The 26,276-nt window shown below is 58.5% G+C and carries 23 protein-coding genes and 3 rRNA genes; 17 read left to right on the top strand and 9 right to left on the bottom strand.

Annotated elements, in window-relative coordinates:
* Positions 1–54: 54 nt before the first annotated feature.
* Positions 55–600: a spermidine N1-acetyltransferase gene (speG, locus tag D7S44_RS18680; RefSeq protein ID WP_120457653.1), complete on the top strand. Its 546-nt coding sequence runs from the start codon at positions 55–57 to the stop codon at positions 598–600.
* A 6-nt stretch (positions 601–606) separates the two neighbouring features.
* Here speG and D7S44_RS18675 read toward each other — a convergent pair whose 3' ends face one another.
* The 4 genes from D7S44_RS18675 to D7S44_RS18660 form a co-directional block, all read right to left on the bottom strand.
* Positions 607–1,026 (bottom strand): peptidase associated/transthyretin-like domain-containing protein, encoded by a 420-nt coding sequence (locus D7S44_RS18675; RefSeq protein WP_120457427.1) that lies wholly within the window; start codon positions 1,024–1,026, stop codon positions 607–609.
* Positions 1,027–1,129: 103 nt separating this feature from the next.
* Positions 1,130–2,047 carry a homocysteine S-methyltransferase gene (mmuM, locus tag D7S44_RS18670; RefSeq protein ID WP_120457425.1) on the bottom strand — a complete coding sequence of 306 codons (918 nt, stop codon included), beginning with the start codon at positions 2,045–2,047 and terminating at the stop codon, positions 1,130–1,132.
* Positions 2,037–3,443, bottom strand: a complete 1,407-nt coding sequence (gene mmuP / locus D7S44_RS18665; RefSeq protein ID WP_120457423.1) for an S-methylmethionine permease — start codon at positions 3,441–3,443, stop codon at positions 2,037–2,039. The genes mmuM and mmuP overlap by 11 nt, the downstream gene beginning before the upstream one ends.
* Positions 3,444–3,577: 134 nt before the next feature.
* A complete protein-coding gene (locus D7S44_RS18660) occupies positions 3,578–3,913 on the bottom strand; it encodes a DUF2002 family protein (RefSeq protein ID WP_033754097.1) in 336 nt (111 codons plus the stop codon).
* A gap of 152 nt (positions 3,914–4,065) precedes the next feature.
* Here D7S44_RS18660 and D7S44_RS18655 point away from each other — a divergent pair, with 152 nt between their 5' ends.
* The 12 genes from D7S44_RS18655 (at position 4,066) to emrB (ending at position 17,260) form a co-directional block, all read left to right on the top strand.
* Complete coding sequence (locus D7S44_RS18655) at positions 4,066–4,383, top strand: DUF883 family protein (RefSeq protein ID WP_120457422.1); 318 nt, start codon at positions 4,066–4,068, stop codon at positions 4,381–4,383.
* Between the two features lie 299 nt (positions 4,384–4,682).
* On the top strand, positions 4,683–4,925 hold the full coding sequence (locus D7S44_RS18650; RefSeq protein ID WP_120457420.1) for a redoxin NrdH: 243 nt from the start codon (positions 4,683–4,685) through the stop codon (positions 4,923–4,925).
* A gap of 4 nt (positions 4,926–4,929) precedes the next feature.
* The gene (nrdI, locus tag D7S44_RS18645; RefSeq protein WP_120457418.1) at positions 4,930–5,343 is read left to right on the top strand and encodes a class Ib ribonucleoside-diphosphate reductase assembly flavoprotein NrdI; all 414 of its coding nucleotides are present in this window, start codon (positions 4,930–4,932) and stop codon (positions 5,341–5,343) included.
* Positions 5,313–7,451: a class 1b ribonucleoside-diphosphate reductase subunit alpha gene (gene nrdE, locus D7S44_RS18640; protein ID WP_120457416.1), complete on the top strand. Its 2,139-nt coding sequence runs from the start codon at positions 5,313–5,315 to the stop codon at positions 7,449–7,451. Before nrdI ends, nrdE begins: the two co-directional genes overlap by 31 nt.
* A gap of 8 nt (positions 7,452–7,459) precedes the next feature.
* Positions 7,460–8,419 (top strand): class 1b ribonucleoside-diphosphate reductase subunit beta, encoded by a 960-nt coding sequence (gene nrdF, locus D7S44_RS18635; protein ID WP_120457651.1) that lies wholly within the window; start codon positions 7,460–7,462, stop codon positions 8,417–8,419.
* A 383-nt stretch (positions 8,420–8,802) separates the two neighbouring features.
* Positions 8,803–9,999, top strand: a complete 1,197-nt coding sequence (gene proV, locus D7S44_RS18630; RefSeq protein ID WP_120457414.1) for a glycine betaine/L-proline ABC transporter ATP-binding protein ProV — start codon at positions 8,803–8,805, stop codon at positions 9,997–9,999.
* Positions 9,996–11,150, top strand: coding sequence for a glycine betaine/L-proline ABC transporter permease ProW (gene proW, locus D7S44_RS18625; RefSeq protein ID WP_120457412.1), 1,155 nt, complete (start codon positions 9,996–9,998; stop codon positions 11,148–11,150). The genes proV and proW overlap by 4 nt, the downstream gene beginning before the upstream one ends.
* A 57-nt stretch (positions 11,151–11,207) precedes the next feature.
* Positions 11,208–12,206 (top strand): glycine betaine/L-proline ABC transporter substrate-binding protein ProX, encoded by a 999-nt coding sequence (gene proX / locus D7S44_RS18620; RefSeq protein ID WP_120457410.1) that lies wholly within the window; start codon positions 11,208–11,210, stop codon positions 12,204–12,206.
* A 147-nt stretch (positions 12,207–12,353) separates the two neighbouring features.
* Positions 12,354–13,541, top strand: coding sequence for an MFS transporter (locus D7S44_RS18615; protein ID WP_120457408.1), 1,188 nt, complete (start codon positions 12,354–12,356; stop codon positions 13,539–13,541).
* A gap of 316 nt (positions 13,542–13,857) precedes the next feature.
* A complete protein-coding gene (mprA, locus tag D7S44_RS18610; RefSeq protein WP_120457407.1) occupies positions 13,858–14,388 on the top strand; it encodes a transcriptional repressor MprA in 531 nt (176 codons plus the stop codon).
* Positions 14,389–14,535: 147 nt separating this feature from the next.
* Positions 14,536–15,708, top strand: coding sequence for a multidrug efflux MFS transporter periplasmic adaptor subunit EmrA (gene emrA, locus D7S44_RS18605; protein ID WP_120457649.1), 1,173 nt, complete (start codon positions 14,536–14,538; stop codon positions 15,706–15,708).
* 16 nt (positions 15,709–15,724) lie between these two features.
* Positions 15,725–17,260 (top strand): multidrug efflux MFS transporter permease subunit EmrB, encoded by a 1,536-nt coding sequence (gene emrB, locus D7S44_RS18600; protein ID WP_120457405.1) that lies wholly within the window; start codon positions 15,725–15,727, stop codon positions 17,258–17,260.
* Between the two features lie 81 nt (positions 17,261–17,341).
* Here the strand turns inward: emrB and D7S44_RS18595 are convergent, their stop codons facing one another.
* Positions 17,342–18,433, bottom strand: a complete 1,092-nt coding sequence (locus tag D7S44_RS18595) for a tRNA/rRNA methyltransferase (RefSeq protein ID WP_120457403.1) — start codon at positions 18,431–18,433, stop codon at positions 17,342–17,344.
* Positions 18,434–18,593: 160 nt separating this feature from the next.
* Between D7S44_RS18595 and trxC the strand changes: the two genes are divergently transcribed.
* The 4 genes from trxC to pssA all read left to right on the top strand — a co-directional run bounded on the left by trxC (position 18,594) and on the right by pssA (position 24,167).
* A complete protein-coding gene (gene trxC / locus D7S44_RS18590; RefSeq protein ID WP_120457401.1) occupies positions 18,594–19,013 on the top strand; it encodes a thioredoxin TrxC in 420 nt (139 codons plus the stop codon).
* A gap of 179 nt (positions 19,014–19,192) precedes the next feature.
* Entirely contained in the window at positions 19,193–19,891 is a 699-nt protein-coding gene (locus D7S44_RS18585; RefSeq protein ID WP_120457647.1) for a tRNA-uridine aminocarboxypropyltransferase, read from the top strand.
* Between the two features lie 145 nt (positions 19,892–20,036).
* Complete coding sequence (locus D7S44_RS18580; RefSeq protein ID WP_120457399.1) at positions 20,037–22,694, top strand: bifunctional acetate--CoA ligase family protein/GNAT family N-acetyltransferase; 2,658 nt, start codon at positions 20,037–20,039, stop codon at positions 22,692–22,694.
* A gap of 117 nt (positions 22,695–22,811) precedes the next feature.
* Positions 22,812–24,167, top strand: coding sequence for a CDP-diacylglycerol--serine O-phosphatidyltransferase (gene pssA / locus D7S44_RS18575; RefSeq protein WP_120457398.1), 1,356 nt, complete (start codon positions 22,812–22,814; stop codon positions 24,165–24,167).
* 90 nt (positions 24,168–24,257) lie between these two features.
* Here the strand turns inward: pssA and D7S44_RS18570 are convergent, their stop codons facing one another.
* The 4 genes from D7S44_RS18570 to D7S44_RS18560 all read right to left on the bottom strand — a co-directional run.
* The gene (locus tag D7S44_RS18570; protein WP_120457396.1) at positions 24,258–25,565 is read right to left on the bottom strand and encodes an MFS family transporter; all 1,308 of its coding nucleotides are present in this window, start codon (positions 25,563–25,565) and stop codon (positions 24,258–24,260) included.
* Positions 25,566–25,783: 218 nt separating this feature from the next.
* Positions 25,784–25,878 (bottom strand): 5S ribosomal RNA (rrf, locus tag D7S44_RS24205).
* 5 nt (positions 25,879–25,883) lie between these two features.
* Positions 25,884–25,999: ribosomal RNA gene (rrf, locus tag D7S44_RS18565) — 5S ribosomal RNA — on the bottom strand.
* 92 nt (positions 26,000–26,091) lie between these two features.
* Positions 26,092–26,276 (bottom strand): 23S ribosomal RNA (locus D7S44_RS18560); the annotation flags it as partial.

Here is a 26,276-nt window from a genome sequence, read left to right as displayed (position 1 = left end):
CTGGCGCGCCTTGTGCGCTATACTCGCGCGAAATCTGTCAACAAAGAGGTCACCATGACGGTTAAGCTACGCCCGCTGGAGCGGGAAGATCTGCACTTCGTACACCAGCTGGATAATAACGCCAGCGTAATGCGCTACTGGTTTGAAGAGCCCTATGAGGCGTTTGTCGAGCTCTACGATCTCTATAACAAGCATATTCACGATCAGAGCGAGCGCCGCTTCGTCGTAGAGCACGACGGTCAGAAAGCGGGGCTGGTAGAGCTGGTGGAGATCAATCATGTCCACCGCCGCGCCGAGTTTCAGATCATTATCGATCCGGCGCATCAGGGCAAAGGGCTGGCAAGCCAGGCGGCGAAGCTGGCGATGGAGTACGGCTTCTCCGTGCTGAATCTCTATAAGCTCTATCTGATTGTCGATCAGGAGAATGAGAAAGCGATCCACATCTACAGCAAGCTGGGATTTGAGACGGAAGGCGTGCTGAAGCACGAATTTTTTATCAACGGCGAGTATCGCAATACCATCCGCATGTGCATTTTCCAGCACCAGTTCCTGGAAAGGTTCCGCTCAGGCGGCGCGATGGTGAAGCCCACCGCGCAGTAATCGCCCTCAGCTACGCGCGCCGACCGGATTGAGGAAGGGGCGCGGATGGTCCGGCTGGAGGTTGTACATTCCGCCGTTAAAGGGATCGACCAGCAGCCAGCCGGGAAAGCCGCCCAGCGGAATATTGCCGAGCAGATACCAGAGGTTGGCTTTGCCTTCGATCGGCAGCGTAACCGGCACGTAGCCCGGGCTCTCCAGCATCACCTGATAGTGCTTCTTGCCGAAATAGCGGCCGGTCGACTTCGCCAGCTCGACGGTTTGCGGCGTGTAACCCTCTGCCACCGGGCGTCCATCCTCATCCTGTACGGTAAAGCGCGCGCCCTGCGGCAGAGAGTCGATACGCACCGCCTGGGTTGGTGAGCCGACAATCGAGGCGCAGCCGCTAAGCAGCAGCGCGGCGGCAAGGATAAGAAGTCGCTGTTTCATGAGTGGATCCGCTAAAGAGTCTGAAAGGGCAGTGTAAACCGCCCTTGCGCCGTTAATCGCCTTAGCATCGACTGTTTTCTGCGCTTTATTGCGGTTGACACCGCTACGCAATCGCCGCGATATCCTGCGGCGTGGTGCGGCAGCAGCCGCCGATCAGCCGTGCGCCAGCGGCGCGCCACTCGGCCAGCCGGTCATGCAGCGTGCAGCCCGACGGCGCGGAGTGCCAGGTTTTCGTCGTCGCATCGTACTGCTCGCCGGAGTTGGGATAGACCACCAGCGGTTTGCTGGTCAGGCTCTGCAATGCCGTCAGCGCAGGCGTCACCTGCTCCAGTGCGACGCAGTTGATGCCCAGCGCCACAATCTGCGGCTGCGCCTGCAGGAAAGCGGCGACCTCGCGCAGCGGCGTGCCGTCGCTGATATGCTCCGCATCGCGCAGCGTAAAGGAGAACCACGCCTGCGCGCCGGGGAATTCCGTCAGCAGCGCGGCCAGCGCCTGCGCTTCGGCAAAAGAAGGCAGCGTTTCGCACGCCAGCAGATCTGCCCCCGCCGCCAGCAGCGCCTGTACGCGCGGACGGTGGAACGCCTGCATCTCTTCGTCCGGCAGCGCGTAGTCGCCGCGATATTCCGCGCCGTTGGCAAGAAAAGCGCCGTATGGCCCAACCGATCCCGCCACCAGCAGCGTGGCCCGGCTGCCGCTGGCAGCGCGGTAGTCGTCGCGCGCGCGTCGCGCCAGCTCAACGCTGCGGGCGATAAGCTGAAGCGACTGCGCCTCATCCAGCCCGCGCGCGGCGAAGCCCTGCGGCGTCGCCTGATAGCTGGCGGTAATGGCAACGCGCGCGCCGGCAGCGAAATAGTCGCGGTGTACCTGGTAGATCAGCTCAGGATTTTCCATTAGCACCTTCGCCGACCAGAGCGCGTCCGCCAGATTGCAGCCGCGCGCCTCCAGCTCGGTCGCCAGCGCGCCGTCCAGGATAAGAATGTCGCTTTCAGCCAGCGCCTGCGCCACGGAATTATGCTGCATTTCTGGCCTCCTCAGCCTGCGATTTTTTATGAGTAATAGCGTAAACCCCATAGCAGAGCAGCACAAAGGGAATGCCACACCAGAGCGCGATGCGCTGCGAGGGATCGAACGCCAGTCCGACGCACGCCAGCAGGCAAAGGGCAAAGCCCAGTATCGGCGTCAGCGGATAGAGCGGCGCGCGGTAGGTTAGCTCGCTCAGCGCCCTGCCCTGCGCCAGATGGCGGCGGCGGAACATATAGTGCGAGGCGCAGATGCTGAGCCAGACCACCACCACCGCAAAGCCGGAGATGGCCGATAGCGCGACAAATACCGTATCCGGCGCGATAACGCTGGAGAGCAGCGCCAGCACGCCGCCCAGCATACTGACGGTGATCGCCAGCTGCGGCACGCCGCGTTTATTGACGCGGGCGAAGCAGCGCGGCAGCGTCTTCTCGTTCGCCAGCGACCAGAGCATACGCCCTGACGCGTAGAGCCCGGAGTTAGCCGCGGAGAGGATCGCCGTGAGGATAACGAAATTCACGATATCCGCCGCATAAGGAAGGCCGATCTTTTCAAACACCAGCACAAAGGGGCTTTTGACGATGCCCGCCTGATCCATCGGGATCAGCGCCGCCAGCACCAGCACCGTACCGACAAAGAAGATGATCAGCCGCGCTACCGTGGTACGGATCGCCAGCGGCAGCACTTTTTGCGGGTTTTCCGTTTCGCCCGCGGCGATGCCGATAAGCTCGGTGCCGGAAAAGGCGAAGTTCACCGCCACCATGGTCATGATAATCGGCAGCACGCCGTGCGGCAGCCAGCCGTGCTGGGTGAGGTTGCTTAGCCCCGGCGCGGCGCTGCCATCCTTTAGCGGGATAAAGCCGAACATCGCCGCCGCGCCCAGCACGATAAAGGCGATGATGGTGACGACTTTGACAAGCGAGAACCAGAACTCCCCTTCGGCGAAGAAGCGCGTGGAGATAATATTCAGCAGGTAGATGGCGACGCAAAACAGCAGGCACCAGATCCACACCGGCACCTGCGGAAACCAGTACTGCATGCAGAAGCCTGCGGCGGTAAAGCTGGAGCCGAGCGCCACCGTCCAGGTCAGCCAGTAGAGCCAGGCGACGGTATAGCCGGTAGCGGGACTGAGATAGCGCGCCGCATAGACGTGGAACGCGCCGGTTTCCGGCATCGCCACCGACAGCTCCCCCAGACAGACCATCACCAGCCACACTACCAGCGCGCCAATCAGGTAGGCGAGCAGCGTGCCCGCCGCGCCGGTGGTGGAAATGATATAGCCGGTATTAAAAAACAGCCCGGTGCCGATTACGCCGCCCAGCGATAACATCACCAGATGGCGCGTTTTCATGGTGCGCTTAAAGTGTTCCCGTGACGGGTTTTTCTGCTCGCTCATCTTTTATCCGTATGGACGTCTAAACATCTATATGGCAGGGTTATACGCGTCGCCGGTGGGAATTGCAACGTGATAAAAGATAAGGATTTGATAAAAAACAGCGCCGTGCCCCGCGCTGACGGGGCTGGCCGCTATCAGCCGAAAACGCTTTGCAGGTAGCGTTCCAGGGCGATACGTGAACTGAAACCGTGGGGAATGCCGTAGTGCTCCTGCGACTCGCCCGCCAGATAGAGTGGAAACCGCGTGTAGTGATCGCAGGTCTTCATCTCTGACGCCGGTTCGGCAAACGGCTGACTCTTCTCTTTTAACGTGGGGTGGATCACCAGCGCCGTGCGTCCCATACGGGCTTCGCGGTTAACATAGACATAGCTGTCGCCACGGCGATAGCCGTAAGCTTTTGGCGTGACTTCGTCAACTTCAAATCCCGCCTTTTCCAGAACGCGCGCTACCTCATCGGGTCGTAAATACATGCTCTTTCCTCTCCTCTTTCAAGCCTCGCAACCTTACAACAGCACGCCGCCGTGCGGCTTTCGGAATTTCCCTAAACCCCCGTCCTGCCGATGCGTTTATCCGCGTATCGTCTACACTCAGTATTACTTTCAAAATCAAAGGGAGCGAAAAAATGTTTAATCGAACCACAAAAAACGATGACATTGATGTTAACCAGGATGTAAACGAGCTCGCTGATTCGCTGGAAGCGCTGCTGAAATCCTACGGTAGCGAAGCAAAAGATGAAGTGGACTCTGCGCGCAGCCAGGCGCAGGCGCTGCTGAAGCAGACGCGCGCGAAGCTGAACGGCGGTCATAACCGCGTTTCCCAGGCGGCGCGTGATGCGAGCTACCAGGTGGACGCCTACGTGCATGATAAACCCTGGTACGGCGTGGGCATCGGTGCCGCCGTTGGCCTGGTGTTAGGCGCGCTGCTGGTCGGCCGCCGTTAATCTCCATTAAAATGCACTAAGCCTCGCGTAAGCGGGGCTTTTTTTCGCCTCTTTCCTGCCCCGCCATCTTTACAAAAATTTTTGCGCTGCCCCGAACCGCATGTCGCCTGGCTTTAGCCGCCCCTTGCTGATTTATTGCCCAGATATCTATATATGGTGCGCTTGAATTTAAACACCACTATATCTAGTATTCTTTCTATCAACCAGACACAAGATGTGAGCGGCAACGAAGCCTGAAACAGAGGCATCCGCTTACGTATCACAGATACCTTGTCCATGACAGAAAGGAAATACGAATCATGCGCATTATTATTTACACAAAAGATAACTGTGTCCAGTGCAGCGCCACCAAAAACGCTATGGATCGTCATGGCATCGACTATCAGCTGATCAATCTCGACGCGCAGCCTGACGCCGTTGACGGCCTGAAATCGCTCGGTTACCGCCAGGTGCCGGTGGTGATGGCGGATGGCGAGCACTGGAGCGGCTTCCGCCCGGACAAAATCGCCGGTCTGCGTCAGCTTGCGGCGGCAGGAGAGTAGCGCCATGTTTCCACTGGTCTATTTTTCCAGCCAGTCGGAAAACACCCACCGGTTTATTGCCCGTCTGGGGCTGCCGGCGCGCCGCATTCCTCTCGACCTCTCCGCGCGTCTGCAGCACCACCAGCCCTATATCCTGGTGGTGCCGAGCTATGGCGGCGGCGGCAGTCGCGGCGCGGTGCCCAGACAGGTTATTCACTTTCTTAATGATGAATCGAACCGGCGCGGCATTCGCGGCGTGATCGCAGCGGGCAACCGCAATTTCGGCGAGGCTTACTGCCTGGCCGGCGACATTATCGCGCAAAAATGCCAGGTTCCTGTGCTCTACCGCTTTGAGCTGATGGGAACGCCGGAAGACATCGCCACGGTTAAAGCGGGAGTAACCCAATTTTGGCAACAACAGACACCCTCAATGGCGTAACGCTCGACTATCATGCGCTGAACGCGATGCTGAACCTCTATGATGCCGATGGCCGCATCCAGTTCAGCAAAGATCGCGAAGCGACGCGCCAGTTCTTTCTGCAGCATGTCGCGCCTAATACGCTCTCTTTCGCCAGCGCGGCGGAGCGTCTGCGCTACCTGGTCGCGGAAGGCTATTACGAAGCGGACGTGCTGAACCAGTACGACTTCGACTTCCTGTGCCGTTTCCACGACGAGGCGGCGGCCTGGGGCTTTGAATTCAAGACGTTTCTCGGCGCGTGGAAGTTCTACACCAGCTATACGCTGAAAAGCTTCGACGGCAAACGCTATCTCGAAACCTTCGAGCAGCGCGCCTGCATGGTGGCGCTGACCCTGGCGCAGGGCAGCGAGACGCTGGCGCGATCCCTGCTGGAAGAGATGCTGAGCGGCCGCTTCCAGCCTGCGACGCCCACCTTCCTCAACTGCGGCAAACAGCAGCGCGGCGAGCTGGTCTCCTGTTTCCTGCTGCGCATCGAAGACAATATGGAATCGATCGGCCGCGCGGTGAATTCAGCGCTGCAGCTCTCCAAGCGCGGCGGCGGCGTGGCCTTCCTGCTCTCCAACCTGCGGGAAAACGGCGCGCCGATTAAGCGCATCGAGAACCAGTCGTCGGGCGTTATTCCGGTGATGAAGATGCTCGAGGACGCCTTCTCCTACGCCAACCAGCTTGGCGCGCGTCAGGGCGCGGGCGCGGTCTGGCTCAACGCGCATCATCCCGATATCCTGCGCTTTCTCGATACCAAGCGGGAAAACGCCGACGAGAAGATCCGCATTAAAACGCTCTCGCTCGGCGTCGTCATTCCCGATATTACCTTTCAGCTGGCGAAGGAGAATCGCCAGATGGCGCTCTTTTCGCCCTACGACGTTGAACGGATTTATGGCCAGGCGTTCGGCGATATCAGCATCAGCGAGAAGTATGACGAGATGGTGGCGGACGACCGCATCCGTAAAAGCTGGATCCAGCCGCGCGACTTCTTCCAGACGCTGGCGGAGATCCAGTTCGAGTCCGGCTATCCCTACATCATGTATGAGGACAGCGTTAACCGCAGCAACCCGATCGCCGGCCGTATCAATATGAGCAACCTCTGCTCGGAAATTTTGCAGGTTAACAGCCCCAGCGAGTTCAATGAGGATCTGAGCTATCGCCGCGTCGGCAAAGATATCTCCTGCAACCTCGGTTCGCTGAATATCGCGCACGCCATGGACTCGCGCGACCTGGCGCGTACCGTAGAGGTCGCGGTGCGCGCGCTGACGGCGGTTTCCGATATGAGTCATATTGGCTCGGTGCCGTCGGTCGCAGAGGGCAACCAGCGTTCGCACGCCATTGGCCTGGGGCAGATGAACCTGCACGGCTATCTGGCGCGCGAGGGAATGGCCTACGGTTCGCCGGAAGCGCTCGACTTCACCAACCTCTATTTTTACTGCGTCACCTTCTATGCGCTGCGCACCTCTAACCAGCTGGCGCGCGAGCGCGGGCAGCGCTTTGACGGCTTTGAGCACTCCGCCTACGCCAGCGGCGCGTACTTCGATAAATATGTAGAGCGCGACTGGCTGCCGCGCACCGGGCGTGTGGCGCGCCTGTTCGCCGAGGCCGGAATGACGCTGCCGACGCGCGCCGACTGGCAGGCACTGCGCGAGGCGGTGATGACGCACGGTTTATATAACCAGAACCTGCAGGCGATTCCGCCTACCGGCTCTATCTCCTATATCAACCATGCGACCTCAAGCATCCACCCGATTGTGTCGCGCATCGAAATCCGTAAAGAGGGAAAAACCGGACGCGTTTACTACCCTGCGCCCTTTATGACCAACGAGAACCTGGATCTCTATCAGGATGCCTATCAGATCGGGCCGGAAGCGATTATCGACACCTATGCCGAAGCGACGCAGCATGTCGATCAGGGGCTGTCGCTGACGCTCTTTTTCCGTGACGATGTGACGACACGCGATATCAACAAAGCGCAGATTTACGCCTGGAAGAAAGGCATCAAAACGCTTTACTACATTCGACTGCGCCAGATGGCGCTACAGGGCACGGAGGTGCAGGGCTGCGTTTCCTGCGCGTTGTGATGAAAACTATGCAACTACAACAGATTCAGGCGATTAACTGGAACCGTCTTCAGGACGAGAAAGATCTCGAAGTGTGGAACCGTCTGACCAGTAACTTCTGGCTGCCGGAAAAGGTGCCGCTCTCGAACGATCTGCCCGCCTGGCAGACGCTGGACAGCCAGCAGCAGCAGCTCACTATCCGCGTCTTTACCGGACTGACGCTGCTCGACACTATTCAGAACGTTATCGGCGCGCCGGGCCTGATGCCGGATGCGCTGACACCACATGAAGAGGCGGTGCTCTCCAATATCAGCTTTATGGAGGCGGTGCACGCGCGATCCTACAGCTCGATTTTCTCGACGCTCTGCAACACCAGCGACGTAGACGCCGCCTATCAGTGGAGTGAAGAGAACGAGGCGCTGCAGAACAAGGCGCGCATCATTCTGGCGCACTACCGCGCCGACGATCCGCTGAAGAAAAAGATCGCCAGCGTCTTCCTGGAGTCGTTCCTCTTCTACTCCGGGTTCTGGCTGCCGATGTACTGGTCAAGCCGCGGCAAGCTGACCAATACCGCCGATCTGATCCGCCTTATTATTCGCGACGAAGCGGTGCATGGCTACTACATCGGCTATAAGTACCAGAAAGCGCTGGAGCAGGCGGACGACGCGCGCAAAGAGGAGCTGCAGCAGTTCGCCTACGATCTGCTGCTGGCGCTGTATGAAAATGAGGTCGTTTACACCGAGGCGCTCTACGCCGATGTGGGCTGGGCGGAAGAGGTAAAAACCTTTCTGCACTATAACGCCAATAAGGCGCTGATGAATCTCGGCTATGAAGCGCTGTTCCCGGCGGAACTCACCACGGTAAACCCGGCTATCCTTGCCGCGCTTTCGCCTAACGCCGATGAAAACCACGATTTCTTCTCCGGCTCCGGCTCCTCCTATGTGATGGGCAAAGCGGTCGAAACCGAAGACGAAGACTGGGATTTTTAATCCTCTGCTGTCGGGCCCGTTGCGGCCCGATATTTTTATTTTATCGCCCTCTTTCCCGCCCCTATTTCGCCAGCAATCACCTTTTTATTTCGCAAATATGACGCACTGATGACGTGCTAATTACGCCATTTCGGCTCGCTCTTTTCTGGCAATTTTGCTTTTTACGGCGCCAAATCGCCATAATTCACGATCGCCCTGGCAAAAAATTAGCGGCCCCTTATCCCTTGTGAGCACTGGAAATTCTGCCGTTTGCGCCCCTTCCCTGACCATGAATATCGCCATCCAGGGTTGTCAGATAATGTCAGTATGGTACGGTATGAGCCGCTTAAATTTAACCAGGAAAGCTGAACTTCAAAATAAATTAAACAGGATTATATCACTGCATGGCAATTAAACTTGAAGTAAAAAACCTGTATAAAATATTCGGGGAAAACCCCGATCGCGCCTTTAAATATATTGAGAAAGGGGAAAGCAAAGAGACCATTCTGGCGAAAACCGGTCTGTCTCTGGGCGTCAAAAACGCCAGTCTGGCCATTGAAGAAGGCGAGATATTCGTCATCATGGGACTCTCCGGCTCCGGAAAATCGACCATGGTTCGCCTTCTCAATCGTCTGATAGAACCCACCCGCGGTCAGGTAATCATTGACGGCGTCGATATTGCAAAAATATCCGACAGCGAACTGCGCGAGGTGCGCAGAAATAAAATCAGTATGGTATTCCAGTCGTTTGCGCTGATGCCGCATATGAACGTGCTAAATAATACCGCCTTCGGCATGGAATTAGCTGGCGTCCCGCTGGCGGAACGCCAGGAAAAAGCGCTGGACGCGCTGCGTCAGGTCGGCCTGGAAAATTATGCGCATGCTTATCCCGATGAACTTTCCGGCGGCATGCGCCAGCGCGTTGGATTAGCCCGCGCGCTGGCGATTAATCCCGATATTTTGCTGATGGACGAGGCGTTTTCAGCGCTCGATCCGCTGATCCGCACCGAAATGCAGGATGAGCTGGTTAAGCTGCAGGCGAAACATCAGCGCACCATTATTTTTATTTCCCACGATCTCGACGAAGCGATGCGCATCGGCGACCGCATCGCCATTATGCAGGGCGGCGAAGTGGTGCAGGTCGGCACGCCGGATGAAATTCTCAATAATCCGGCCAACGACTATGTGCGCACCTTCTTCCGCGGCGTCGATATCAGCCACGTCTTTAGCGCGAAAGATATCGCCCGCCGCAGCGCTGGCGCGCTGATCCGCAAGGCACCCGGCTTTGGCCCGCGCTCCGCCATCAAACTGCTGCAGGACGAGGATCGCGAATTCGGCTATGTACTGGAGAAGCAAAAATTTATCGGCGTGGTCTCCACCGACTCGCTGAAAGCGGCGCTGGCGGCAGGCGAAGGGCTGGAGAGCGCCCTGCTCGACGCGCCAGCCGCCGTTCCCTCTGATACCTCGCTGAACGAACTGCTCGGCCACGTCGCGCACGCGCCCTGCGCCGTGCCGGTGGTGGGCGAAGAGAATCAGTACGTCGGTATCATTTCCAAAGGCATGTTGTTACGCGCTTTAGATCGTGAGGGAGCTTCGTCATGAGTGAACAAAACAGTCAACCCTGGGATAGCGCAAGCGCCGCGCCTCACTCCACCGATGCCGCGCAGGCGAGCAGCGATCCCTGGTCAGGCGCGGGTGATGCCGCAACACAGAGCGCCGCGCCCGCCGGCAACGGCGCCGACGCCTGGGGAACGCCCGACGGCAGCACCGCGCATAGCGCCGCCAGCAGCGGCAGCGACTGGCTGAGCAGCGCGCCTGCGCCGCAACCGGAACATTTTAATCTGCTCGATCCCTTCCATAAAACCTGGATCCCGCTCGATCGCTGGGTGACCGAAGGCATCGACTGGGTGGTCAATCACTTCCGTCCGGTGTTTCAGGGCATTCGCGTGCCGGTGGACTATATCCTGAGCGCCTTTCAGCATCTGCTGCAGAGCCTGCCCGCGCCGATAGCGATTCTGGTGTTCGCTCTGATCGCCTGGCAGATCGCCAGCCCGGCGATGGGCGTCGCTACGCTGATCTCGCTGGTGCTGATCGGCGCTATCGGCGCCTGGTCGCAGGCGATGGTGACGCTGGCGCTGGTGCTTACCGCACTGCTGTTCTGTATCGTCATCGGGCTGCCGCTGGGCATCTGGCTGGCGCGCAGCGAGCGCGCGGGCCGCATCATACGGCCGCTGCTGGACGCCATGCAGACGACGCCGGCATTCGTCTACCTGGTACCGATCGTCATGCTGTTCGGTATCGGCAATGTGCCTGGCGTGGTGGTCACCATTATTTTCGCCCTGCCGCCGATGGTGCGCCTGACCATTCTCGGCATCAAGCAGGTCCCCGCCGATCTGATCGAAGCCAGCGAGTCCTTTGGCGCCAGCCCGCGCCAGATGCTGTTCAAAGTGCAGCTGCCGCTGGCGATGCCGACCATTATGGCGGGCGTAAACCAGACGCTGATGCTGGCGCTGTCGATGGTGGTGATCGCTTCAATGATCGCCGTCGGCGGACTGGGGCAGATGGTGCTGCGCGGCATCGGCCGTCTTGATATGGGACTGGCCACCGTGGGCGGCGTCGGTATCGTTATCCTCGCCATTATTCTCGATCGTCTGACCCAGTCAGTGGGTCGCGACGGCCGCAGCCGCGGCAGCCGCCACTGGAGCCATAGCGGGCCGGTTGGCCTGCTGACGCGTCCTTTCCGTAAATCCTGATTTTCGGGCGGTCCTTCGCGGCCGCCCGCCTCGCAACGTCGACAATAAGGAATAACTATGCGCAAGACCGCACCTCTCCTCGCCGCCGTGCTGACCACGCTCGCCCTCTCCCAGGCTTCCGCTGCCGATCTCCCCGGCACTGGCATTACCGTTAAGCCTGCGCAAAGCACCATTGCCGAAGAGGGCTTTCAGACCCTGCTGGTAAGTCGCGCGCTGGAAAAACTGGGCTATAGCGTCGAGAAGCCGAGCGAAATCGACTACAACGTGGCCTACACCTCTATGGCCTCTGGCGACATTACTTTTATCGCCACCAACTGGCAGCCGCTGCACGACGATATGTATAACGCCGCCGGCGGCGACAAAAAGTTCTACCGTGCAGGCACCTATGTCTCTGGCGCGGCGCAGGGCTACCTGATTGACAAGAAAACCGCCGAGCAGTACCACATCACCAATATCGCCCAGCTGAAAGATCCCAAAATCGCTAAGCTGTTCGACAGCAACGGCGACGGCAAAGCGGATATGACCGGCTGCACGCCGGGCTGGGGCTGCGAAGCGGTTATCAATCATCAGAACACCGCGTTCGGCCTGAGCGACACCGTCACCGCCAATATGGGCAACTACTCGGCGATGATCGCCGATACCCTGGCGCGCTTTAAGCAGGGCAAACCGATTCTTTACTATACCTGGACGCCATACTGGCTGAGCGACGTGCTGAAGCCGGGCCGCGATGTGGTGTGGCTGCAGGTGCCCTTCTCGTCGCTGCCTGGGGCGCAGAGCAAAGTTGACACCAAACTGGCTAACGGCGCGAATTACGGTTTCCCGGTTAACACCATGCATATCGTAGCGAACAAAGCCTGGGCTGAAAAAAACCCGGCGGCGGCAAAACTGTTCGCCGAGATGAAGCTGCCGATTACCGATATCAATGCGGAAAACGCGGCGATGCATGCAGGCCAGGCATCTGAAGCGGATATTAACCGCCACGTCGATGGCTGGATAAAAGCCCACCAGCAGCAGTTCGATCAGTGGATTAAAGACGCCCTTGCGGCCGCAAAATAAGTAAATACTCACTTCAGGGGCAGAACTCTCTGCCCCTTCGCTTTCTGCTGTACCGACTGGTACGTCCTGTCAATTTACACATTAATGAAATAGTTTTTTGGGTTACTATTACCCCATTATGATTATTACTACCTGCCTAATATATAAATGAATACTCATCGCCATACGTTGACGCCTGCGCTGGTCGTGCTGATGTCCATCGCCACCGGGCTCTCCGTAGCAAGCAACTACTATGTGCAGCCGCTGCTCAATACCGTCGCCAGCAATTTCGGCCTCTCCGTCAGCATGGCGGGGTTTATCGTCACCACAGCGCAGCTCGGCTACGCCTGCGGTCTGCTGCTGCTGGTGCCGCTTGGCGATATGCTTGAACGCCGCGCGCTGATCGTCGGTATGAGCCTGCTGGCCGCAGGCGGCATGGTGATTACCGCCACCTCCTCCTCTTTTTCCCTGCTGCTGCTGGGCACCGTACTGACCGGGCTGTTTTCAGTCGTAGCGCAGATCCTGGTGCCGCTTGCCGCGACGCTGGCGCCGCCAGAGAAGCGCGGCAAAATCGTCGGTACGGTGATGAGCGGCCTGCTGCTCGGCATTCTGCTGGCGCGCACCGTTGCGGGCGCGCTGGCGCAGCTGGGCGGCTGGCGTACCGTTTACTGGACCGCCAGCGTATTGATGGCGCTGATGGCGCTGGCGCTGTGGCGTTTTTTGCCGCAGGTGAAACCTTCGGTGTCGCTTAACTACCCGCAGCTGCTGAAATCGATTTTCCAGCTTTATAAGGCGAATCGCGTTATCCGCACCCGCGCCCTTACCGGCTGTCTCTCTTTCGCCAACTTCAGCGTGCTCTGGACTTCAATGGCGTTTCTGCTCGCCTCTCCGCCTTACAGCTACTCTGAAGGCGAAATCGGTCTGCTGGGTCTGGTCGGCGCGGCGGGCGCGCTGGCCGCGCGTCAGGCCGGGTCGCTGGCGGATAAAGGCAAAGCCAGGCTCACCACCACGCTGGGCCTGCTGATTATGCTCGCCTCCTGGGGAATGACGGCGCTGGGCGCGCACTCGCTGGCGGCGCTGATTGTCGGCATTCTGCTGCTCGACCTGGCGGTGCAGGGCGTGCATATCACTAACCAGAGCGTGATCTACAGCCAGATGCCTGAGGCGCGTAATCGCCTCACGTCGGGTTATATGACCAGCTATTTTATCGGCGGCGCATTTGGCTCCCTTCTTTCCGCCAACGCGTTTCACGCTGCCGGCTGGTACGGCGTTTGCGCTGCAGGTGTGATCATGACGTTGCTCAACCTGCTGATTTGGTGGCGCGGCTATCGTTTCGAAACCCAGTTAAGTAAGTAAATAAAATGCCAAAGATGTGATTGAGTCTGGTCACGAATGGTTAGTTTTGTTATGGTTAGCATCAAATCTATTCACAGAAGTTATTTTTTCTTGCGAAATTATTTAGCAAACAAAAAGTTTCTTCCCGTATTGATATCGACTCCTACAGCAGCCCGCGGCGGTGAGCGAGGGTTTCGTGCCCAGGGTCAGGGAGTGGCCTGGAAACACCTGATGACGACTGTGTGACCTTCTGAACAATTGCGCGGAGTAAAAATGACTACGCTTAATCTGTCACCATCGTTACTATATTAGTTGAAACTAGTGAGGTTTTTTTATAATGGAAAGTTCGTTTACTCCCATTGAACAGATGCTTAACATCCGCGCAAATCGCCATAAAGATTTCCCGCTGCACGAAATCATTCTGACGCGTCTGTGCATGCACATGCAGGGAAAGCTGCTGGAAAATCGCAATAAGATGTTAAAGGCGCAGGGAATTAACGAAACCTTATTCATGGCGCTGATCACGCTGGACGCGCAGGAAAACCAGAGCATTCAGCCGTCCGAGCTGAGCGCCGCGCTGGGTTCTTCGCGTACCAATGCGACGCGCATCGCAGACGAGCTGGAGAAACGCGGCTGGATCGAGCGTCGCGAGAGCGATAACGATCGTCGCTGCCTCCATCTGCATCTGACCGAAAAAGGTAATGAGTTTCTGCGTCAGCTGCTGCCGCCCCAGCATCAGAGCCTGCAGTATCTCTGGTCTTCTCTGTCGAACGATGAAAAATCGCAGCTGGAAGGCATCACGCGTAAGCTACTCAATCGTCTCGATAAAATGGACGAAGATCAGGTCATCTCTTCCCTGTCTCGCTAATAGCAAGAACTGCGACACAATCACCTGTCGAAACCGTTATTTTAATCCCCTTTTATCCGGCCAGCGCCTTGTCGCTGGCTTTTTTCGACTCGGGCTCCGTGAAAAGGGACGATCGCGCCCCGACATATGAAACAGTTGGAGATTGACATGAGTGCAACGGCGGAGGCGCAAAGCCCGCAACAGCCAGCCAATAAAAAGAAGACGCGTAAAAAAGTGCTGCTTCTGCTGGCGCTGCTTTTTGTGCTGGCTGGTATCGCATGGGGTGTTTACTGGTTCCTGGTGCTGCGGCACTTTCAGGAAACGGACGATGCTTACGTGGCCGGAAACCAGGTACAGGTGATGGCGCAGGTGTCGGGCAGCGTCAATAAGGTCTGGTTTGACGACACCGATTACGTCAAGAAAGGCGACGTGCTGGTTTCGCTGGATAAAACTGACGCCGAACAGGCGTTTGAAAAAGCGCAGACCGCGCTGGCCACCAGCGTGCGTCAGACGCATCAGCTGATGATCAACGCTAAGCAGTATCAGGCGAGCATCGCGCTGCAGCAAACGGCGCTGGCACAGGCGGAAGCCGATCTGAAACGTCGCGAGCCGCTGGGTGCCTCTAACCTGATCGGCCGCGAAGAGCTGCAGCACTCGCGCGATGCGGTTGCCACCGCTAAAGCGCAGCTTGATGTGGCGGTGCAGCAGTACAACGCGAATCAGGCGATGATCCTCAACACTTCGCTGGAGGATCAGCCTGCGGTGAAACAGGCCGCCGCTGAACTGCGCGACGCCTGGCTGGCGCTGCAGCGTACCGATATTCGCAGCCCGATGGACGGTTATGTCTCGCGCCGCAGCGTGCAGGTCGGTTCGCAAATCGATACCAGTACAGCGCTGATGGCCGTGGTTCCCGCCACCAACCTGTGGATCGACGCCAACTTTAAAGAGACGCAGCTGGCAGGCGTACGCATTGGACAGGACGCGACGGTCGTGGCTGATATCTACGGCGACGACGTGACCTATCACGGCAAAGTGGTCGGCCTGGATATGGGCACCGGCAGCGCTTTTTCGCTGCTGCCTGCGCAGAACGCCACCGGCAACTGGATCAAAGTGGTGCAGCGTCTGCCGGTGCGTATCGAGCTTAACCAGGATGATATCGTGAAGCATCCGCTGCGTATTGGTCTCTCGACGCTGGTGAAAGTCGATACCACAAATAAAGATGGCAGCATGCTCGCCACCAGCGTTCGCCAGCAGGCTGCCTACAGCACTAATGCGCTGGCGATCGACCTGGCGCCGGTGAATCAGCTGATCACAGATATCGTCCGCGCCAACGCCGGATGATGACGCGGAGGCTGTCATGGCACAAAAACCGCTAGAAGGCGCGCCGCTGGTCCTGATGACCATTGCGCTGTCGTTGGCGACCTTTATGCAGGTGCTGGATTCGACCATCGCTAACGTGGCGATCCCCACCATTGCAGGCAATCTGGGCGCGTCCAACTCGCAGGGCACCTGGGTCATTACCTCGTTCGGGGTGGCGAACGCTATCTCCATTCCCATTACGGGCTGGCTGGCGAAGCGCGTCGGCGAGGTAAAGCTCTTTACCTGGGCGACGATTCTGTTCGCCCTCGCCTCCTGGGCGTGCGGTATGTCGGAAAGCCTGGAGATGCTGATTTTCTTCCGCATCCTGCAGGGCGTGGTAGCCGGTCCGCTGATCCCGCTGTCGCAGAGTCTGCTGCTCAGCAACTATCCGCCCGCCAAACGCAGCATCGCCCTCTCGTTGTGGGCGATGACGGTGATTGTCGCGCCGATCTGCGGCCCAATTCTCGGCGGCTGGATCAGCGATAACTACCACTGGGGCTGGATCTTCTTTATCAACGTGCCGATCGGCGCCGTGGTGGTGATGCTGACGCTGCAGACCCTGCGCGGCCGCGAGACACGCACCGAAGTGCGTCCTATCGACGTGGTGGGCCTGGTGCTGCTGGTCGTGGGTATCGGCTGTCTGCAGGTGATGCTGGACCGCGGTAAAGAGCTTGACTGGTTTAACTCCACCGAGATTATCATACTGACGGTCGTCGCCGTGATATCTCTGGCGGTACTGCTGGTGTGGGAGCTGACCGACGACCACCCGATTGTCGATCTGGCGCTGTTTAAGTCGCGCAACTTCACCATCGGCTGCCTCTCAATCAGCCTGGCCTATATGCTCTACTTCGGCTCGATTGTATTGCTGCCGCAGCTGTTGCAGGAGGTATATGGCTACACCGCCACCTGGGCCGGTCTGGCGTCCGCGCCGGTAGGCATCATTCCGGTGATCCTGTCGCCGATTATCGGCCGCTTCGCCCACAAGCTGGATATGCGCAAGCTGGTGACCTTCAGCTTTATTATGTACGCCGTCTGCTTCTACTGGCGCGCCTATACCTTCGAACCCTCGATGGACTTCGGCGCATCGGCCTGGCCGCAGTTTATCCAGGGATTCGCCGTCGCCTGCTTCTTTATGCCGCTCACCACCATTACCCTTTCCGGGCTGTCGCCGGATCGGCTGGCGGCGGCGTCGAGCCTGTCGAACTTCGTGCGTACCCTGGCGGGCTCGATTGGCACCTCGATTACCACCACCATGTGGACCGACCGGGAATCGATGCATCACAGCACCTTCAGCGAGTCGGTTACGCCCTATAACCCCAATGCGCAGCAGATGTATCACCAGCTGGAAGGGATGGGCATGTCACATCAGCAGGCATCAGCCTATATCGCGCAGCAGATCACCAACCAGGGATTGATTATCTCTGCCAATGAGATCTTCTGGGCGTCGGCTGGGGTGTTTCTGGTTCTGCTGGTGCTGATCTGGTTCGCCCGACCGCCCTTTGGATCAGGCAGCGGCGGCGGCGGCGCGCACTAGCGTCTGTCGCGCTATCCCTGACAGCCCCCTGTCCGCTTCGGCATCTTCCCTAAACAAAAACGGGCCTTTCGGCCCGTTTTTTTATGCGTTCTGTCGCCACCATTCGGCAAGCAAAATACCGGTCGCCACCGAGACGTTAAGGCTTTCGACGTTGCCGGTCCCGCCGATCGACAGGCTGATATCGCCCTGCTGGAACGCGCTGTCGGACAGGCCTTCGCTCTCCTGACCCAGCACCAGCACCATTTTCGCCGGCAGCTCAGCTTTCGCCAGCGGCGTCCCCTCATGGCTTGAGGTCGTCACAATGGTGTAACCCGCTTTACGGAACGCTTCCAGACCGCCAGCAAAGCTTTCGCCGCTGATCGCCTGTACGTATTCGGCGCCGCCTTCAGCGGTACGCACCGCCGCGCCGGACTCCAGCAGCGAAGCGTCATTCACCAGCAGACCTTTAACGCCGAAGTGCGCGCAGCTGCGCATAATGCCGCCCAGGTTATGCGGGTTGCTGACATCTTCCAGCGCCAGTACGCAATCTTTCTCACCGGCCTGGCTCAGCCACTCGCTGACCGCCATGCCCATGCGTTTTTTAATAATGAAGCAGACGCCGCCGTGATGCTCGGTGCCGGACGCTTTCGCCAGCTCGGCATCTTCTACGACGTGATAGGCTTTGCGGTTCGCCGCCAGCCAGCGCAGCGCTTCACGGAAACGCGGCGTTACGCTCTGCACGAACCAGGCGCGCACGATCGCTTCCGGACGGCTCTGAAACAGCGCCTGGCAGGCGTTTTCGCCATACACGCGCGTCTCTTCCTGACGCTGACGTCGGATCACTTCCGGATCGATAGCGACCTTGCCGCCCTGCTCCGGCTGTTTCTCTTCAACGGGCGCACGCTCGCTCGGCGGACGCGACACGGTACGCCAGGGCGAGAACGATTCATCGTTACGCGGTTTGCGGCCAGCCTCATCGCTGCGAGGTCTGCGGCTGCCTTCATCGCTGCGGGGTTTGCGGCTGGCGCCCTCTTCGCTGCGGCGGCCAGAGGAACGACGCGAATCTTCCTGACGGGCTGGGCGGCCACCACCTTTACCGGTACGCGGGTTCGGCGCGCGTGAGCCATTCTCGCCCTCATCTCGCACGTACATCACTTTTACCTTGCCACTTTTGCCTTTAAATTCGTCGTTCATCTGTTCCTCCTGCATTGAGAGCGCGAAGATTACCTGATGTATTAGCGCTTAGCTATCAACTATTGAACCTATTGGACAATCCAGTTTGAGGGCTGTTCGCAACCTTCTCATAATGGACAATATTTACAAGACTGACACCTGCAACCCCCTTGAGGTATATATGAATACGGTATGCGCTTCCTGTCAGGCAACCAATCGCGTTCCCCAGGAGCGCGTTGCCGATGGAGCTAAATGCGGCCGCTGCGGCAGCGAACTTTTTAATGGCGAAGTGGCTAACGCGACCGCCGAAACGCTGGATAAATATCTACAGGACGATCTGCCGGTCGTGGTGGATTTCTGGGCACCCTGGTGCGGGCCCTGCGTCAACTTCGCGCCGGTATTTAAAGAGGTGGCGCAGGCGCGCAGCGGTCAGGTGCGTTTCGTTAAGGTCAATACCGAAGCGGAACCTTCGCTGAGCGCGCGTTTTCGCATCCGCAGCATTCCCACCATTATGATCTTTAAAAAAGGCGAGCTGGTGGACATGCTGAACGGCGCGATGCCGAAAGCGCCTTTCAATGAATGGCTTGATGAGTCGCTATAAGCTCTGAGTCGGCAGGCGGAAGAGCTGGCCGAAAAGTCAGGCTTCCCGCGGCCATGGTCAAAAACGCGGAAGTCTCTCCCACATTAGCCTCTTATCAGCCCATACAGGCCAGCCGCGCTGGCCTTTTTCTTTTCCCGCGCGCTTCGATTACACTAGCGTTTTACTTTGTCCACGAAGCCATGACTGATAACGCCGTTCTCCGCCTGCGTGCGCAACGCCTTGCCCGCGCCACTCGCCCTTTTCTTGCCCGTGGCAATCGCGTGGTGCGCTGTCAGCGCTGTCTGCTGCCGCAGAAAAATTGCCTGTGCGCCACTATCCAGCCGCAGAGCGCGCGTAGTCGCTTTTGCCTGGTGATGTTCGATACCGAGCCAATGAAGCCCAGCAATACCGGACGGCTGATCGCCGATATTTTGCCGCAGACCGAAGCGTTCGGCTGGTCACGTACCGAACCCGATCCCGCCCTGCTGAGCGCGGTTGCGCATCCCGACTATCAGCCGATGGTGGTGTTTCCCGCCTCCTACGCCGATCCCGGCCGCGAAGTGCTGACCGCGCCGCCGCTCAGCGGCAAGCCGCCGCTCTTTATTATGCTCGACGGCACCTGGACCGAGGCGCGCAAAATGTTTCGCAAAAGTCCCTGGCTCGATGCGCTGCCGGTCATGTCGCTAAACGTCACCGCGCCCTCGCGCTATACGCTGCGCGAAGCCCATGGCGAAGGCCAGCACTGCACCGCCGAAGTCGCCGCCGCGCTGCTGGAGCAGGCAGGCGACGCTGCCGCGGCGCACGCCCTGCTTCACCATTTTGAACGGTTTCGCCATGCCTATCTGGCAGGCAAACCGCACCATCCCGCGCATCAAACCGCCATCGTCGAGAGTCTTTAGCGCTTACGTGCGGCGATCCGCTGCTGGATTGCCGCCTCCCGCCAGCGCAGCAAAATTTTGTCGCGGCTCTCAGCCTGCGATCGCCGAACCGGCAAACCCGGGAAAAAACGATTACAATCACGCCAGTCGACTTCAGGAGGGCGGGATGAGCCAACGCGGGCTGGAAGCGCTGTTACGACCTAAATCTATTGCGGTGATTGGCGCCTCGGACAGGGCGGGACGCGCCGGGCACTTTATGATGCGCAATCTGCTGGCGGGGGGCTTCAGCGGCCCGGTGCTGCCGGTCACGCCAAAATACAGGGCCGTCAGCGGCGTGCTCGCCTGGCCTACCATCGACAGCCTGCCTTTCGCGCCTGACCTGGCAGTGATCTGTACCCATGCGAAACGCAACCTCGAACTGCTGCAACAGCTGGGCGAAAAAGGGTGTAAAGCCTGCATTATTCTCTCCGCACCCGCCAGCCAGCTGGAGGCGCTCAAAAGCTGCGCCGCGCAGTGGCAGATTCGCCTGCTCGGTCCTAACAGTCTCGGGCTGCTCGCGCCCTGGCAAGGACTTAACGCCAGCTTCTCGCCGGTGCCGATTGAGAAAGGCCGCATCGCCTTTATCTCGCAGTCGGCAGCGGTCTCCAATACCATTCTCGACTGGGCGCAGCAGCGCAATCTGGGCTTCTCCTGGTTTATTGCGCTGGGCGACAGCCTGGATACCGACGTTGACGATCTGCTCGATTTTCTGGCGCGTGACGGCAAAACCAGCGCCATTCTGCTCTACCTTGAGCACCTGAGCGATGCGCGACGCTTTGTGTCGGCCTCGCGCAGCGCCTCACGTAATAAACCTATCCTGGTGATCAAAAGCGGCCGCAGTCATCAGGCTCAGGCCCTGCTCGGCACCCATAGCGGGCTGGACGCCGCCTGGGATGCGGCGATTCAGCGCGCGGGCCTGCTGCGCGTGCAGGATACCCATGAACTCTTCACCGCCGTGGAGTCGCTCAGTCATATGCGTCCGCTGCGCGGCGACAGGCTGATGATTATCAGCAACGGCGCCGCACCTGCCGCGCTGGCGTTAGACGAACTCTATGCGCGCAACGGCAAGCTTGCTGCCCTGAGCGATGAAACGCTCTCGGCGCTGGCCGCGCTGCTGCCGGAAGGCGTCGGGCGCGGCAATCCGCTCGACCTGAAAGATGACGCCACGCCGCAGCGCTATGTTGACTGCATTACTGTGCTGCTTAACAGCCATGAACTGGATGCGCTGATGATCATTCATGCGCCCAGCGCGGTAGCGCCCGCAACCGAATCGGCGCAGCAAATCATTGACGCTATCGCCGCTCATCCGCGCGGCAAGCAGGTGACGCTCCTGACCAACTGGTGCGGCGAATTCTCATCGCTGGCGGCGCGGCGCGCCTTTACCCAGGCGGGCATTCCCACATGGCGCACGCCGGAAGGCACGGTAACCGCCTTTATGCACCAGGTAGAGTATCGCCGTAATCAGAAACAGCTGCGCGAAACGCCGGCGCTGCCCGCCAGCCTGACTCAGGACACCGCTCAGGCGCATCAGCTGCTGTCGCAGGCGCTGGCGAAAGGCGTCACGACGCTTGATACGCACGAAGTGCAGCCGATCCTGCAGGCGTACGGCATGGCAACGCTGCCGACCTGGATTGCCCATGACAGCGCGGAAGCGGCCGCTATCGCCGAGCGTATCGGCTATCCCGTGGCGCTCAAGCTGCGCTCGCCCGATATCGCCCATAAATCTGAAGTTCAGGGCGTTATGCTCTATCTGCGCAACGCCGCAGAGGTACAGCAGGCGGCCGAAGCCATTATCGACCGGGTTAAACAGACGTTGCCTCAGGCACGCATCGAAGGGCTGCTGGTTCAGAGCATGGCTAATCGCGCCGGGGCCCAGGAACTGCGCGTAGTGGTGCAACAGGATGCGCTGTTCGGGCCGGTCATTTTGCTGGGCGAAGGCGGCGTTGAGTGGCAGGCGGACAAACAGGCGGCGGTCGCGCTGCCGCCGCTTAATATGACGCTGGCGCGCTATCTGGTCATTCAGGCGATCAAAAGCGGCAAGATCCGCAGTCGCGGCGGTCTGGGTACGCTGGATATTCCGGCGCTCAGTCAGCTGCTGGTGCAGGTTTCTAACCTGGTGGTGGACTGCCCGGAGATCCAGCGGCTCGATATTCATCCGCTGCTGGCGGCGGGCAGCGAATTTACCCTGCTAGACGTCACGCTGGATCTGGCGCCTTTTAGCGGCGACAGCGAAGCGCGGCTGGCGATTCGCCCCTATCCGCAGCAGCTTGAAGAGCGGGTAACGCTGAAAGATGGGCAGAGCTGCCTGTTTCGCCCTATCCTGCCGGAAGACGAACCCCTGCTGCGCGCCTTTATCGCCCAGGTCACCAAAGAAGACCTTTATTACCGCTACTTCAGCGAAATCAACGAATTTACCCATGACGATCTCGCCAATATGACGCAGATCGATTATGACCGCGAGATGGCTTTCGTCGCGGTGCGCCAGCAGCAGGAGATGAGTGAGATTATTGGCGTCACGCGCGCGATTTCCGACGCCGACAATATCGACGCCGAATTTTCCGTGCTGGTGCGATCTGACTTAAAAGGGCTGGGCATGGGACGACGGCTGCTGGAAAAAATGATCCGCTATACGCGCGATCACGGGCTGCAGCAGCTCAACGGTATCACCATGCCGCACAACCGCGGCATGATTACCCTGGCGCGCAAGCTGGGTTTCGGCGTGGATGTTCAGCTTGATGAGGGTATCGTCAGCCTGAATTTACCCTTACACAGGGACATCGGCTAACCTTGTAGAGAAAGGTAAAAAATGGCCGACCACATAAGGTTGGTGTTATTATTTACCGTTATGACCCTGATTTGATGGCAAAAGGCCATGCAATGAACCGAGAAGAAGCGCACTGCGATGCTGACTAAATTCAAACGCAATAAGCATCAACAACACCTTGCACAGTTGCCGAAACTGTCACAGTCCGCTGCGGATGTGTCAACACTCTACTCGCCTGCTGATTTCCGTCGCACGCTGCTGGAAAAAATCGCGGCGGCGCAGCATCGTATCTGCATTGTCGCCCTCTATATGGAGAACGACGACGCCGGACGTGCCGTTATGGATGCGCTCTATGCGGCGAAACGCGCACGTCCAGAGCTGGATGTCAGCATTCTGGTCGACTGGCATCGCGCTCAGCGCGGCCGCATCGGTGCGGCACGCGGCGTGACGAATGCAGACTGGTATTGCGAAATGGCGACGCAGCATGCAGATATCGCCATTCCGGTTTACGGCATTCCAGTCAATACGCGCGAAGCACTTGGCGTACTGCACCTTAAAGGCTTTATTATCGACGATACGCTGCTCTACAGCGGCGCCAGCATTAACGACGTTTATCTGCACCAGCACGATAAGTACCGTTACGATCGCTATCAGCTGATTCGTAATCCGCAGCTGGCCGACACCATGTATGAGTGGATCAACGTTAATCTCAAGCAGTCGGAAGCGGTCAATCGTCTCGACCAGCAGGAACGTCCTTCCAGCCCGGAAATCAAAAATGAAACGCGCCAGTTCCGCCAGGATCTGCGCGGATTCAACTATCAGTTCGCTGGCGATGGCCATAACGAAGAGCTGACCGTTACGCCGCTGGTCGGCCTGGGCAAACGCAGCCTGCTGAACAAAACCATTTTCCACCTGATGCCCTGCACCGAGCGGAAGCTGACTATCTGCACGCCTTATTTCAATCTGCCGGCGATTCTGGTGCGCAGCATTATTCATCTGCTGCGCGAGGGCAAAGAGGTAGAGATCATCGTCGGCGATAAGACCGCCAACGATTTCTATATTCCGCCCGAGCAGCCGTTCAAAATCATCGGCGCGCTGCCCTATCTTTATGAAATTAACCTGCGCCGTTTCCTCAGCCGCCTGCAGTATTATGTGGATAACGGTCAGCTGGCGGTACGTCTGTGGAAGGATGGCGAGAACAGTTATCACCTGAAAGGCATATGGGTGGATGACGAGTGGACGCTGATTACCGGTAATAACCTTAATCCGCGCGCCTGGCGCCTCGATCTGGAAAACGCAGTGCTAATCCACGATCCGCTGCATCAGCTGGCCGAGCAGCGTGAAAAAGAGCTGTCGCTGATCCGTACCCATACGCACGTGGTGAAGCACTTCCGCGACCTGGAAAGCATCGCCGACTATCCGGCTAAGGTGCGCAAGCTGATCCGCCGCCTGCGCCGTATTCGTATCGACCGTCTTATTAGCCGTATTCTCTGATGCGTTGACTGGCGCGCCGCTACGCGCCAGGCAAAAAGCCTTCAACAGCCGCTTTTCGGGCGGGAACGGTGAAGGCTTCGCCAGAAAGACCTACAGCCTGATGCCCTTGCCACGTTTATGTAGCAACAGCGACACCATAAACGCCAGCGCGCCCATCGCCGACACATACCAGAAGAATGTTGTTTCGATGCCCTGCTGTTTCATCAGCAGCGCGACATATTCCGCCGACCCGCCAAAAATAGCATTTGCCACGGCATAGGATAAGCCGACGCCAAGCGCACGCACTTCTGGCGGGAACATCTCCGCCTTAAGGATGCCGCTGATCGCGGTATAGAAGCTGGTAATCAGCAGCGCCAGCATGATCAGGCAGAAAGCGATGGCAGGACTCTGCACGCTTTGCAGCGCAGTCAGGATCGGAACGGTACATATGGCCGCGCCCGCGCCGAAGATCAGCATCGATCCCCGACGACCGATTTTATCTGAGAGCGCGCCGATAAGGGGCTGTATCAGCATAAACACCAGCAGCGCGCCGGTCATCAGTCCGCTGGCGCTTTTCGCATCCATGCCCGCCGTGTTCACCAGATACTTCTGCATATAAGTAGTAAAGGTATAGAAGCTCAGCGAGCCGCCGGCGGTAAAACCAAGCACCATCAGAAAGGCGCGCGGATGGTTGCGCAGCAGGCCGGTGATACTGCCAGCGTCTTTATGTCGACGGCTCTGTTTATCGGAGGTTTCATGCAGCGAACGCCGCAGCCAGAGGGCCACCACAGCAAGGAGAGCGCCGAGAAAAAAAGGAATGCGCCAGCCCCAGCTGCGCAGATCCTCTTCGCTGAGAATAAACTGCAGTACGACGACCGTCAGCACCGCCAGTAGCTGACCGCCGATCAGCGTGACATACTGAAAAGAGGCGTAGAAACCTTTGCGTCCCTCCAGCGCCACCTCGCTCATGTAGGTCGCGCTGGTGCCATACTCCCCGCCGACCGACAGCCCCTGAAACATGCGCGCCAGCAGCAGGATCGCCGGAGCAGCAATGCCAATACTGCCATAGCCGGGCAGACAGGCAATGACCAGCGAGCCAAAACACATCATGCATACCGAAATAAGCATCGACTTCTTACGTCCGTGACGATCGCCGATATATCCAAACAGCCAGCCGCCAATGGGGCGCATTAAAAAGCCTGCGGCGAACACCCCGGCAGTTTGCAGCAGCTGCGTGGTGGTATCCCCTTTGGGGAAGAAGATATGTGCGAAATAGAGTGAGAAGAAGGAGTAGACATAAAAGTCGAACCACTCCACCAGGTTGCCTGATGATGCGCCGACGATTGCCCAGACGCGTTTTTTGCTGATCCCCTGCTCTTCTGCTGCATGCTGGGATGCGCGCGTATTAATTTCTGCCATGCGTAACCTCATGTTCCTTGCTGATAAACAGCGTCAAAACAGTGAGTAAACCATTTCATCGATGACAACGAAACGTTATCGCCGCCGTGGTGCGGTAAATGTGATGCGGAAGAGGTTTGGGTGTAACGCGTGTAGAGAGGAACAGGATGTTTTCTGACGTATAACGCAAAAAACCCTGACCGTGAGGTCAGGGTTATCGCGTATGGATGCCTGGCAGTTCCCTACTCTCGCATGGGGAGACCCCACACTACCATCGGCGCTACGGCGTTTCACTTCTGAGTTCGGCATGGGGTCAGGTGGGACCGCCGCGCTAANGATGCCTGGCAGTTCCCTACTCTCGCATGGGGAGACCCCACACTACCATCGGCGCTACGGCGTTTCACTTCTGAGTTCGGCATGGGGTCAGGTGGGACCGCCGCGCTAAGGCCGCCAGGCAAATTCTGTTTTCCGCGCCGCCTCACCGGCCGCGCAGAGTTATCCGTCACAAGCTGAAAATTCGCGTCTCACAAAACGCCTCTGGCGTTGTAAGGTTAAGCCTCACGGGTCATTAGTACCGGTTAGCTCAACGCATCGCTGCGCTTACACACCCGGCCTATCAACGTCGTCGTCTTCAACGTCCCTTCAGGACCCTCAAGGGGTCAGGGAAAACTCATCTCGGGGCAAGTTTCGTGCTTAGATGCTTTCAGCACTTATCTCTTCCGCACTTAGCTA

The sequence above is a fragment of the Pantoea piersonii genome, from assembly GCF_003612015.1.
In the GTDB taxonomy this organism is placed as follows: Bacteria; Pseudomonadota; Gammaproteobacteria; order Enterobacterales; family Enterobacteriaceae; genus Pantoea; species Pantoea piersonii.
Note: the sequence above shows the minus strand (reverse complement) of the source record. Positions and strands in the feature narration are given on the sequence as shown.